13 protein-coding genes and 1 pseudogene are annotated in these 11,662 nt (G+C 65.7%); 6 read left to right on the top strand and 8 right to left on the bottom strand.

Annotated features, from left to right (window positions below; translation table 11 throughout):
* The 8 genes and pseudogenes from JHD07_RS10855 to JHD07_RS10820 form a co-directional block, all read right to left on the bottom strand.
* A pseudogene (locus JHD07_RS10855) lies at window positions 1–220 on the bottom strand (heme lyase NrfEFG subunit NrfE); the annotation flags it as partial.
* The gene (gene ccmE, locus JHD07_RS10850; protein WP_291621820.1) at window positions 217–726 is read right to left on the bottom strand and encodes a cytochrome c maturation protein CcmE; all 510 of its coding nucleotides are present in this window, start codon (window positions 724–726) and stop codon (window positions 217–219) included. The pseudogene JHD07_RS10855 and the gene ccmE, both read right to left, overlap by 4 nt.
* 37 nt (window positions 727–763) lie before the next feature.
* Complete coding sequence (ccmI, locus tag JHD07_RS10845) at window positions 764–1,870, bottom strand: c-type cytochrome biogenesis protein CcmI (RefSeq protein WP_291621818.1); 1,107 nt, start codon at window positions 1,868–1,870, stop codon at window positions 764–766.
* Window positions 1,871–2,000: 130 nt separating this feature from the next.
* A complete protein-coding gene (locus JHD07_RS10840; RefSeq protein ID WP_291621816.1) occupies window positions 2,001–2,270 on the bottom strand; it encodes a hypothetical protein in 270 nt (89 codons plus the stop codon).
* A 98-nt stretch (window positions 2,271–2,368) separates the two neighbouring features.
* Window positions 2,369–3,769, bottom strand: coding sequence for a hypothetical protein (locus JHD07_RS10835; RefSeq protein ID WP_291621814.1), 1,401 nt, complete (start codon window positions 3,767–3,769; stop codon window positions 2,369–2,371).
* A 159-nt stretch (window positions 3,770–3,928) separates the two neighbouring features.
* The gene (locus tag JHD07_RS10830) at window positions 3,929–5,305 is read right to left on the bottom strand and encodes a sensor histidine kinase (protein ID WP_291621812.1); all 1,377 of its coding nucleotides are present in this window, start codon (window positions 5,303–5,305) and stop codon (window positions 3,929–3,931) included.
* A gap of 94 nt (window positions 5,306–5,399) precedes the next feature.
* The gene (locus JHD07_RS10825; protein ID WP_291621810.1) at window positions 5,400–6,065 is read right to left on the bottom strand and encodes a response regulator transcription factor; all 666 of its coding nucleotides are present in this window, start codon (window positions 6,063–6,065) and stop codon (window positions 5,400–5,402) included.
* A gap of 231 nt (window positions 6,066–6,296) precedes the next feature.
* On the bottom strand, window positions 6,297–6,452 hold the full coding sequence (locus JHD07_RS10820) for a hypothetical protein (RefSeq protein ID WP_196232375.1): 156 nt from the start codon (window positions 6,450–6,452) through the stop codon (window positions 6,297–6,299).
* A 232-nt stretch (window positions 6,453–6,684) separates the two neighbouring features.
* Between JHD07_RS10820 and JHD07_RS10815 the strand changes: the two genes are divergently transcribed.
* The 6 genes from JHD07_RS10815 to JHD07_RS10790 form a co-directional block, all read left to right on the top strand.
* Window positions 6,685–7,662, top strand: a complete 978-nt coding sequence (locus JHD07_RS10815) for a Ku protein (protein WP_291621808.1) — start codon at window positions 6,685–6,687, stop codon at window positions 7,660–7,662.
* Between the two features lie 59 nt (window positions 7,663–7,721).
* Window positions 7,722–7,958 carry a hypothetical protein gene (locus JHD07_RS10810; protein WP_291621806.1) on the top strand — a complete coding sequence of 79 codons (237 nt, stop codon included), beginning with the start codon at window positions 7,722–7,724 and terminating at the stop codon, window positions 7,956–7,958.
* 290 nt (window positions 7,959–8,248) lie between these two features.
* Window positions 8,249–8,413, top strand: a complete 165-nt coding sequence (locus tag JHD07_RS10805) for a Flp family type IVb pilin (RefSeq protein WP_291621804.1) — start codon at window positions 8,249–8,251, stop codon at window positions 8,411–8,413.
* A gap of 138 nt (window positions 8,414–8,551) precedes the next feature.
* Window positions 8,552–10,093 carry a thymidine phosphorylase family protein gene (locus tag JHD07_RS10800; RefSeq protein WP_291621833.1) on the top strand — a complete coding sequence of 514 codons (1,542 nt, stop codon included), beginning with the start codon at window positions 8,552–8,554 and terminating at the stop codon, window positions 10,091–10,093.
* A complete protein-coding gene (locus JHD07_RS10795; RefSeq protein ID WP_291621802.1) occupies window positions 10,090–11,010 on the top strand; it encodes a ribose-phosphate diphosphokinase in 921 nt (306 codons plus the stop codon). The genes JHD07_RS10800 and JHD07_RS10795 overlap by 4 nt, the downstream gene beginning before the upstream one ends.
* Window positions 11,007–11,662: MBL fold metallo-hydrolase (locus JHD07_RS10790; RefSeq protein WP_291621800.1), on the top strand; the 656-nt coding region annotated here is incomplete at its 3' end. The genes JHD07_RS10795 and JHD07_RS10790, both read left to right, overlap by 4 nt.

The following is an 11,662-nucleotide window of genomic DNA, read 5'->3' as shown; positions in this document are numbered from 1 at the left end:
TCTCGTAGACGTTGGCGACGGAGAAATCCGAGTTCACATGCAGCATCACCAGCGCCGTGAACGAGGCGCCGACGAACAGCAGCTGCGCCAGCGCGGTGGAGCGCGCCACATTCATCAGCGCGGCGTCACCCAGGCGCGCGCCGATCAGGGGCACGACGGACTGGATCAGTGCCAGTCCCAGCGCCAGCACCAGTGCGTAATGTCCAGATTCCGCGATCACCGCACCGCTCCTTGCGGATTGCCTTGCGCGGTCGTCGCCGCGGGTTTGGCGGCGCCGGAACTCTGGGCGCCGTAATCGTCCTTCCAGTGCCCCTGCTTCTTCAGGGCATCGGCGACCTCCTTGGGCATGTAGGTCTCGTCGTGCTTGGCAAGGACGGTATCGGCCTTGAACACGCCGCTCGAGTCGAGCGCACCTTCGGCGACCACGCCCTGCCCTTCGCGGAACAGGTCGGGCAGGATGCCCTTGTAGGCGACCGGCAGCCTGGCTCCGCCATCGGCGACCTCGAAGGTCACCGCGAGATTGTCGCCGCGCTGCAGAGAGCCGGGCTGCACCAGGCCGCCGAGGCGAAACCGCTTGCCGGGCTCGATCTGCTTTTCGGCGACCATGGTCGGCGTCGAGAAGAACACGATGGAGTCGCGCAATGCGTTGAGCACCAGCGCGGCCGCGAGCGCGAGCACGGCGAGCGAGCCGCCGATGATGGTCATACGTCGCTGCTTGCGCGTCATGGCGTACCCGTTCCCCGCATCTCTCGTCCTGAATCCGTCATCCGCCGACCCCGAGGGTCTTCAGGCCTTCGTTGAGCTGGCGCAGCCGCTCGGCGTCGCTGGCGACCGCCTGCCGGGCATCGGCCGAGGCCCCCATCGCCTTGTCGCGCTCGCCCATCACGAGATAGGCGCGCACCAGGCGTAGCCATCCCTCGACGTCGTCGCCGTTCTGCTTCAGCCGCGTGGCCAGGCGATCGACCATGCCGCGCACCATGGCATTGCGATCGCCCTCGGCCATGTCCTTGGTGGCAGCAATCGTCTCATCGGACAACGCCGGCATCGCACCGCCCCCGCCGACCCGCGCGAGCGAAGACTGCACCAGGACACGCCACGGCGCATCCGCAGGCGCCTTCGCAAGCAGCGCGTGCCAGATATTGGCCGCATCGTCCTTGCGGCCGTCCTGTTCGGCGGCAAGACCGAGAAAGTAGTTCGCCTTGGGATCGTCCGCGTTCAAGGCGTGTGCTCGCTCGAATTCGGCCTTGGCCTCGGCCGTCACCACGCCGCCGGCGGCAGCCGACATCGCTTCGCCGAGATCGGACCGGCGCTCCGCGCTCTCACCATTGTAGGTGAGCGAGTTGCGATAGGCGCGCACGGCGTCGTCGAAGCGGCCGAGCCGCTCCAGAACCGGCGCGAGCACGTTCCAGCCGCGCCCGTCGGTCGGATTCTTCTCCAGATGCTGCTCGACCTGAACGACGAGGTTCTCGAGCGATTGCGCCATGCCCGACCCGCGCTCCCGCTGCGCCAGGGGAAAGTCCTGAAGCTTGGGTGAGCCGAGCGGCATGTAGACGGCGACCGCAACGAGCGGCAGGCCGGCGAGCGCCAGCACGGCCGCCGCACGGCGCCATTTGAGGTTCGACTTCGGCGCCATTGCGGGCTCGCTGGCTGCCGCCGCGAGCAGCCTGCGGCTGATCTCGACGCGCGCAGCCTCGGCCTCCGGCGCCGGAATCAGTCCTGCGGCGAGGTCACGCTCGACCTCGGCCAACTGGTCCTTGTAGACCGCGACCTCGCTGCCTTGATCTTGCGCGCCGCTACTGCGGCCAAGCGGCCAGAGCACGGCGAAAATCGCCGCGACCGTCATCAGCGCGAACACGAACCATAGAGTCATCTGGCAAGCTTCCGGCAGCGCACGAACCGCGCCTATAGGTGCCTTTACACCACGGCCGGACAATGCGGCAATTGACAATTGTCAAAGCGCTGCGTGGCATGCCGTCCCGAAGAATTGAAAATCCAACGACTTAGCCGATCTCGAAGTCCGCGCTTTGCGCCGCATCCTCGCCACGCCCGTTGAAGGCCTTCAGGAAGTATGTTCCCGGCTTGACGACGTCCGGCAATCTGATGCGCAACGCTCCGACCGGAACCGGAGATGCAACCCGCGTGATGGTCTCCGGAACCTGCCGATCGCTCGTCTTCTCGACCAGCACCACCTTGGCCCCCACCATCAGCCTTCGATACTTGGCCACGATAACGCGGTTCTCGATCTCGATGGAGCTGATAACGGGTTTCATGGGCCTACAAACATAAATTCCCAGACTTGCACGGGGACCGTACGGTGCGACGTCGGCACCGTCAACCAGAAATTGTGATCACGAAAATTTCGCCTGAATCAGCTGGCGCGCGACGATTTGCGTTCGCCTGTGAGGGCGTTTTCGGCGGCCCGGCTCATCAGCGAGGCGTAATCGTCGCCAAACAGCACCTGGCAGAAGCGGATCGCGGCCTGCACCTGCTGCTGCCGATAGGCGCGGACCTTGTGATCGGCTGCGCGCAGCGCCTGCACCAGCTGCTCGGTCGACCGTTCCACGTATTGCTGGAGATCGGAATAGGTGCGCAGCGTCACCTCGTTGATCGCAAGCTCGCTTGCATAGTTGCGGCAGGTCGCGACGAAGTCGATCAACGCCACCGCTTCCTCGACCTCGGTGCTGTCGATCCGCGCGCCCGGCGGGATGTCCTTCTCGGGACGCTGGCGCAGGATGCGGCGGACGCGGCCCGGAACGCTGTCGATCTCGGATTGCAGCGCATTGGAGATGTCGGCCCGGATCGAGGTCAACTGCTTGCCCCGGGCAGAATCGTTGCGCAGGTCGAGCTCGGTGCGCAGGCCGCGCACGCCGTCGTGCAGCGTCTTGAGATTGTCGGCGACATTCTCGAAATGACTGCGCTTGATGTCCATGCGAAGCATCGCGGCAACGCAGGACAAATCATGCAGCGCGATCGTGACGGCAACGCCATAGGGCGTTGCCGCGACGCGGATCTCGTCATCGGAGGCGGCAATCTTGATGGCAAGGCGGATGATCTGCCACGGTGCGCTCATTCGTTGCACCACCATCGACAGCGCGAAGGGCAGCATCTGCGGGGTCTGGAGCACGGGAATGTTGAGCGCCGACGTCACCGACGCGATCTGGGACTCCCCGAAAGCGCGCAGGAAGCGCGGCAGCTTCTCGCTCAGCGCGGCGATGGCGTCCCGGACCTGGAGCACCGCTCCGATCGAATAGAGATCCTCGATCACGTTGGGTGGGCCGACCCTTGCCAGCGCGCGCGTCTTGTCGCCGCCGCCGGGACCGGTCAGCTCGAAAATCGCATCCGCCGCCACCGCTTGGAGCTTCTGCGCCAAGGCCTCGACCTGGCCTGCAGCATCGGCGGGCATGCGCGCCAGCGCCGCCTCGAATTCGACTACCTTGTCAGGCGCACCGTCACGGCCGAGCCACTGCCAGATCGGCTGCAGCGAGGAGCGGCGAATCTGGCCGGCCCGGATCGGGGTGCCCGCCTCGACCAGGAACGGTTCCAAGACCTGGAACAGCAGCCGCGACAGATCGTCTGTCCGCGGCGGCGGCGCTTCATCGGCTTCGCTCTTGCGCACGATCTTGCGCAGTTGCTCGAGGACGAGGGTTGCGACCGCTGTTTCCTGGCCACGCTCCAGCGCTCGCTCGAACTCCCGCATCAGCAGCGCCTGCGACTGCGGCGGGAGCTGCGCGAGATAGTCCCTCAGCCGCTCGATCGATGTCTGGCTCATGCGCCCGGGTCATGCACGGTAAAATGGCGGACATGGGATGGGTCCGGTGCGATCATAGGAGGTGCCAACTTAAGAAGCCGTTTAGGAAGCCGGCTCGAACGGCCGCGATTTCGCTGTCCGGGAACATCGATCGCCCAAAATTCACATCGTATCAAGGGATTACAGTCCCGGAAGGACCAGCTCGGCGCGCAGGCCCCCGGTCGGCGCGCTGCCGAGCGACAGGCTGCCGCCATAGAGGGCGGCGAGGTCGGTCACGATCGAGAGGCCCAGGCCCGACCCGGGCTTGGACTCGTCGAGCCGCTGGCCGCGCCGGGCGACCTGGGCCCGCTCCGCTTCCGACAGGCCGCGGCCGTCGTCGTCGACGATGATCCGCAAACGCGGGCCGGCGCCGGCCTGATGCGGCGGCTCCGCCAGCGCCTCGATCAAGACGCGCGAGGCGGCCCATTTGCAGGCATTGTCGACGAGATTGCCGACCATCTCCTCCAAATCCTGCCGCTCACCCCGGAACTTCGCGGACGGATCGGCCTTGGCCTCGACCACGATGCCCCGGTCGCGATGGATCTTCTCCATGGTCCGCCGCAGCGCCTCGATGGCAGGCGCCACCTCCGTCACGGTCGCAACCACCGAGACCCGCGCGGCGATGCGGGCGCGCTCCAGATGATGGGCGACCTGGTCGCGCATCACGTGCGCCTGCTCCATCACCTTTTCCGCGAACGGATCGGCCGCATGGGCGCCGGCCTCGTTGACGATGACCGAGAGCGGCGTCTTGATCGCATGGGCGAGATTGCCGACATGGGTGCGCGCGCGCTCTACGATCTCGCGATTGGCGTCGATCAGCGCATTGGTCTCGCGCGCCAAAGGCGCGATCTCGACCGGAAATTCACCTTCCAGACGCTCCGCCCGCCCGGAGCGGATGTCGGCGATCGATTCAGAGATGCGCTTGAGCGGGGCAAGGCCGAAGCGGACCTGGAACACGGTCGTCAGCAGCAGGACGATGCCGAGCGCGGTGAAGGTGCCGCCGAGATAATAGTCGAAGCTGCGCGTCTCGTCGAAGATCTCGGTGTCGTCGCCGGCGACGCTCACGAGAAATTTGCCGTCGGCACCGAGATCGACCGGCCGTTCCACCATCCGCAGATTCTGCCCTTCGGGCCCGTCGACATAGGCGAGGCGGATGCCGGCGGCGGTGAGCTCGGCGCCCTGCTCTTCCAGCTTCGGCAACTTCTTGTCCCAGAGCGAGCGCGAGGAGCGCACTTCGGGCTTCTCGGTGTCAGTGCGCGTGATCTGCCAGTACCAGCCGGACAGCGGCAGCTCGAACAGGGGCTCGCCGAGCGACTGGAACTGGCGGTCGGGCGGCTCGTCGGGGGTCGCGACCTCCGCGATGAGCGTGCGGAGGTAGAGATTGAGCCGCCGGTCGAAGGCGCGCTCGGTTGCGTCCTTGTAGACGGACGACAACACGACACCCGTGACGGCCAGGATCACCACGAGCCAGACAGTCGCCGACAGGAACAGCCGGTTGGCAAGCGAGCTAGCAGCCATCGGAGCGATCCGGGGAGGCGGAGAATCTCAAGGCGTCGGCGGTCATGACGGGACCAAGGCCCCTGTCGGGCTGCCCGTCAAGCCCCGCAACGCATCAAGCGGCCGGCGGGGTCAGGAGATAGCCGAGGCCGCGGACGGTCTGGATGATGTCGACGTCGAGCTTCTTGCGGATGCGGCCGACAAAGACCTCGATGGTGTTGGAGTCGCGGTCGAAATCCTGGTCATAGAGATGCTCGACCAGCTCGGTGCGGGAGACCACCCGTCCCGAATGGTGCATCAGGTAGGCCAGGAGCCGATATTCGTGCGAGGTCATTTTGATGGGATTGCCGGATACGCTGACCCGGCCGGTTCGGGTGTCGAGCGTCACGGGGCCGCAGGTCAATTCGCTCTGGGCGTGGCCGGTCGAGCGGCGCAGCAGGGCGCGGATGCGGGCCAGCACCTCCTCCAGGTGGAACGGCTTTGCGACATAATCGTCGGCGCCGGCATCGAAACCCTGCACCTTGTCGCTCCAACGATCGCGTGCGGTGAGGATCAGCACCGGCATGGTGCGGCCGTTGCGGCGCCAGGCCTCCAGCACCGAGATGCCGTCCTTTTTGGGCAGGCCGATGTCGAGCACCACGGCGTCATAGGGCTCGTTGTCGCCGAGATAATGCCCCTCCTCCCCATCGAACGCCCGATCGACGACATAGCCGGCGTCGGTCAGCGCCTTGGTGAGCTGGCGATTGAGATCGGGGTCATCCTCAACAACGAGCAGGCGCACGGCTCTCTCCAAAGGCTGCAAGAACAAGCTTCACGATGCCATAGAGATGAGCAATTCCGGCGTGAACTGAATATGAACGCGGGGAACCGGCCTACCTTACTTTTTGGTCATATGAGCCTTGCGCAAGCCAATGCGACTGCGCCCGCCATGCCGCGGGACGAGCCGGGGCGTGGCGGGCGCAATTTGCCGCATCCAGCGGCGAGTCGAGGATCCGGTCGTCCGGTCCGGCCATCAGGTCCGGAAGAACACGAACCAGACGACGGCGAGGATCAGGATTGCCAGCCCGGTCGAGATGGCGAGCAGCGCCGCCACGGAGGGCCCGGGCTCGCCTTGGCGCGCCTCGGTCGGAGTTTCCACGATGCGCTTCTGCTCTCGTGTGGTTGCCATGGTGTCCTCAATCTGTGGCTGTCGCGTCAGGTAGCCGCGACTTCCTCGCGGTGTCTTAGTTGGCGGGGCAACGCGTGATCTCGGGCGATGTTCCGAACCATCGAGGCGCCGGGCCAAGACGGCGCAGGCGGCGATTAACGCCGTTGCGAGATTCCGCGCCGACGGTTGCTAGGATTCGCACCTCGGCAATGTTATCCTCAAAGCTTGTCCTCTGTTGCGTCTGGAGTAGCCCATGGCCCCCCGCGCCAATTGGAAGGGTTTTCTGCGTCTGTCGCTCGTGACCTGCCCGGTCGCGCTCTATCCGGCCACTTCCGATACCGAGAAGGTCTCGTTCAACCAGATCAATCGCAAGACCGGCCACCGCATCAAGTACCTCAAGGTCGACGCCGAGACCGGGGACGAGGTGACTTCCGACGACATCGTCAAGGGCTACAAGGTCGACACCGATACCTATATCGAGGTCACCAAGGACGAGCTCGACGACATCGCGCTCGACTCCACCCACACGATCGAGATCGACGAGTTCGTGCCCAAGGCCGACATCGACAACCGCTATCTGATCCGCCCCTATTATCTCGTGCCGGACGGCAAGGTCGGCCATGACGCCTATGCAGTGATCCGCGAGACCATCCGCAGCATGGACAAGGTCGCGATCGGCCGCGTGGTGCTGACCAACCGCGAGCACATCATCGCGCTGGAGCCGCTCGAGAACGGACTGATGGGCACGCTGCTGCGCTACCCCTACGAGGTCCGCAGCGAAAAGGAGTATTTCGACGACATCCAGGACGTGAAGCTGACCAGGGACATGCTCGACCTCGCAAAGCACATCGTCGAGAAGAAGTCGGGTGCGTTCGAGCCCGAGCTGTTCGAGGATCACTACGAGACGGCGCTGATCGATCTCATCAACAAGAAGCGCAGCGGCATGCCGATCGCCGCCAAGGCCGCACCGAAGACCGGCGGCAACGTCATCAATCTGATGGACGCGCTGAAGAAGAGCATCGCGAGCGAGAAGGACGCCGGGCCCGCGGCGAAGGTCGCCAAGGAGGCCGTCAAGGCCAAAAAGCCCAAGAAGCGCGTCGAGGGCCAGCGCGAAATGCTGCTGCCGATATCAGGCAAGGGCAAGGACGCTGCAGCCAAGGCCCCCAAGGACGCCCCGAAGAAGGCCGACAAGCCGGTGCGCGCGCCGGCGCGGGCGAAGAAGGCCGGCTAGCCCCGTTCCCCCTTTCGATCGCGCCCTGATGTTTCCTCTCGTCGATCCGGCGGCCTGACATGCCCTGGTCGGCGGCGTTCGACGATCCGGTACGCGTGAGCAGCAAGCGCAAGCTGCTCACGCTCCAGGATGCCGCGGACTACATCATGCAGCTGCCTGAGGATACCCAACACGAGGCGCACTGGCAGACCGCCGTCGAGACCCTGATCAACGCGGCCGAGACCGGCGGCGGCTGGGTGATGTTCGCCCGCATCGCCATGTTGCGGGCGCTGAATGCGGACGGTCGCCGAAGATGAGCGCAACGTCCTGGCCGGTCCGTTCGACGAACAGGCTCAACGATCAGTTAAGCGGCCCGCACAATCCCGCCCTGCGGACCCTGCGCCAGGGCAGCGGCGCCTCGGGGGCCGCCGACTTCACTCCATTTGAACGGATCGGCGGAACCTAAATTTAATGGATGCCGTCGTATCAGCAGAGGCGCGATCGCCCGGGTTTGATACTTTATGGCGCGCACAAAGACTTATTCGATCGATTTGCAAGTCCGATAACGACGCGACCATCCATCGGATCGGATCAACGGGAGTTGCCAATGCGTCTGCTTAGGTCCTTTCTTGCCGATGAGAATGGCGCTACCGCAATCGAGTACGGCCTGATCGCCGCAGGGATCGCTCTGGCAATCGTAACCATCGTCAACAGCACGGGCGCTGTACTGCTCAACAACAAGTTCAACTCGATCAGCTCGGCAATGAAGTAACGGCCGGCCCTGCCCCGAGGCACGGCGCGCCCCACCTGGCGGCGCGTCTTCCGGACCTCGGGCCCATGATCTGGGTCAACAGCATCGGGACTGCGACGTCTAAGCATGGAGGTCCAACTCCCTGCCGCCGGTCCGTCCATGCCTCCAGACCTTCCGCACTCCCAACTGAAGATCCGCCGCGTCCGCCTCGACACCGGCCGCGAGAACGTCGTCGTCGTCTCCCGGCACTCCAAGGCACTGCGCGCCGAGCTCTTCCGCGGCTTCAGCCGCGTCGAGCTTCGTCACGGCGGCAAGGTGCTGCTGGCGACCTTGCTGATCACGGACGACGATACGCTGGCGACATCCGACGAGATCGGCCTCTCCGAACCGGCGTTCCGGCGCTTCGCGGAAGTGGTCGGGACGCCGGTCACCGTGAGGCCCGCCTCGCCTCCTGACAGTCTGGAAGCGGTGCGTGCGAAGATCCGCGGACGAACCTTGAGCCAGGCCGAGATCGGCGCGATCATCAGCGATCTCGCACATTATCGCTACTCCGACATGGAGATCGCCGCCTTCCTGATCGGATCGGCGAGCTTCATCACCAGCGACGAGCTTCTTGCCCTCACCGGCGCAATGGCGCAGGCCGGCACGCAATTGGTCTGGCCGACCCCCGTCGTCGTGGACAAGCATTGCATCGGTGGCATCCCCGGCAACCGCACCTCGATGGTCGTGGTGCCGATCGTCGCCGCTCATGGCCTGCCGATTCCGAAGACCTCCTCGCGCGCCATCACCTCGCCCGCCGGCACGGCCGACACGATGGAGGTGCTGTCGCGGGTGAACATCGGTGTCGAGGAGATGAAGGCGATCGTCTCGTCCTGCAACGGCTGCCTGATCTGGGGCGGACACGTGAACCTGTCGCCGGCCGACGACGTCCTGATCTCGGTCGAGCGCCCCCTGAGCCTGGATACGCGCGAGCAGATGGTCGCTTCCATCATGTCCAAGAAGATCGCGGCAGGCTCGACCCATCTGTTGATCGACATTCCGGTCGGACCGACCGCGAAGGTCACCGGCGGCGTCGAAGCCATGCGGCTGCGCAAGCTGTTCGAGTTCGTCGGCGACCGCTTCGGCCGCGCGGTCGAGGTGATCACGACCGACGGCAGCCAGCCGATCGGCCACGGCATCGGGCCGGTGCTCGAAGCCAACGACGTCATGGCGGTGCTCGGCAACGAGCCGGGTGCGCCGCGCGATCTGCGCGAGAAGTCGCTCCGGCTCGCCGCCCATCTCCTGGAATACGATCCGAAGCTGCGCGGCGGCGCCGGCTATGCGAGGGCGCGCGAGCTGCTCGACAGCGGCGCGGCGCTGAAGCAGATGCAGAAGATCATCGACGCACAGGGGCCATCGACATGCAGCAGCGAGCTCGGACCGCTCAGCCTGGACGTGGAGGCACCGCGTGACGGCATCGTGTCCGCGATCGACTGCCTGCGCATGAACCGCCTCGCCCGCACCGCCGGCGCGCCGCTGGACAAGGGTGCCGGCATCCGCCTCTTCAAGAAGATCGGCGATCGCGTCGAGCAGGGCGAGCCACTCTATCGCGTCTACACGTTCGACCGCCCCGAGCACGATCTGGTTGCCGCCGCGGCCGCTGAGCAGACTGGTTATGTCGTCAACGGTCACGAGGCGCCGCAGGGCAAGACGGCGCCGTGAGCACGATCGCGCTCCAGACATTGTCCGGCGCCGGCGATGCGGCGAAGCGCCTTGCGGCGCGGCTCGGGCTTTCCTGCGACGGAATCGCCGTGCATCGCTTTCCAGACGGCGAGCTGCGCGTCGCCGTCGCGCCGGCGGCCGACACCACGATCCTCTACGCCCCGCTCGATCAACCCAACGACAAGCTGATCACGCTGTTGTTCGCTGCGGAGGCCCTGCGGCGCAACGGCGCGACGCGGCTGGTCCTGGTCGCGCCCTATCTCTGCTACATGCGGCAGGACGCTGCATTCCATGCGGGCGAAGCCATCAGCCAGCGTGTCATGGGCCATCTGCTTGCAGCGACCGTGAACCGTGTCGTCACCGTGGACGCGCATCTGCATCGCACGCCCGACATCAGGTCCGTCTTTCCAGGCATCGAAGCGGAGAACCTGTCCGCCATGCCGGCCATCGCGAACGCACTGGCGGCGGGCGGCATCGACCCCGCAACCGTCGTGATCGGACCCGACATGGAATCCGAGCCCTGGGTGAGCGATGTCGCGAGCCGGCTGCGGTTGCAGCATACGGTGGCGAGAAAGATTCGGCACGGCGATCGCTCGGTTGCCATCGGCTTTGCCGATCCCGGCCTGCTCTCGGGCCGGCCGGCGCTTCTCGTCGACGACATCGTCTCGTCCGGGACGACGCTGATCGCCGCGGCGAAGGCTCTGGCGGCGATGGGTGCGACCGCAGTCGATGCGGTGGTGACGCATGCGCTGTTTCCACCCGCGATGATCCCTGCATTCGCAGAGGCCGGCATCCGCTCGATACGCTCGACCGACAGCGTGCCGCATCCGACCAATGCGATTGCGCTCGACGAAATTCTTGCAGCCGCGTTGCGGTCCGAACTGACCACGCCACATCATCCGGAGACGACGCCATGAGCATCACCGTTCGATTTTGCGGTGCCGCCCGCACCGTGACCGGGTCGAGCTATCTGTTCGAGACAGCGTCGGGCCGCTTCCTGGTCGATTGCGGCCTGTTCCAGGGCCAGAAGACGCTGAAGGAGCTGAACTACGGCGCCTTTCCGTTTCGCCCCGCCGACATCGACGCCGTGCTGCTGACGCATGCCCATATCGACCATAGCGGCCTGTTGCCGAAGCTCGTGCGCGCCGGCTTCGAGGGACCGATCCTGGCGACGCGCGGCACCATCGATCTCTGCTCCTACATGCTGCCCGACGCCGGCAGCATCCAGGAATCGGAGGTCACGCAGCTCAACCGGCGCAACGCCTCGCGCGGGCGCAAGCAGGTCGCGCCGATCTACACGCAGGCCGATGCGATCGCATCGTTGCAATCGTTTCGCCCGGTCGACTATGAGAGCTGGACCGACGTGATCCCCGGCGTGCGCGCGCGCTACTGGAACGCCGGCCATCTGCTCGGCTCGGCCTCCATCGAGCTCGAAATCGCCGAGCATGGCAAGCCACGCCCGCTGCGCGTGCTGCTCTCCGGCGACGTCGGACCGGAGGCCAAGCTGCTTCAGCCCGATCCCGAAGCGCCGACCGACTTCGACTACGTCATCTCGGAATCGACCTATGG

This window comes from Bradyrhizobium sp. (assembly GCF_016462955.1).
Taxonomy (GTDB): Bacteria; Pseudomonadota; Alphaproteobacteria; order Rhizobiales; family Xanthobacteraceae; genus Bradyrhizobium.
This window is presented reverse-complemented; position numbering and strand designations above follow the sequence as displayed.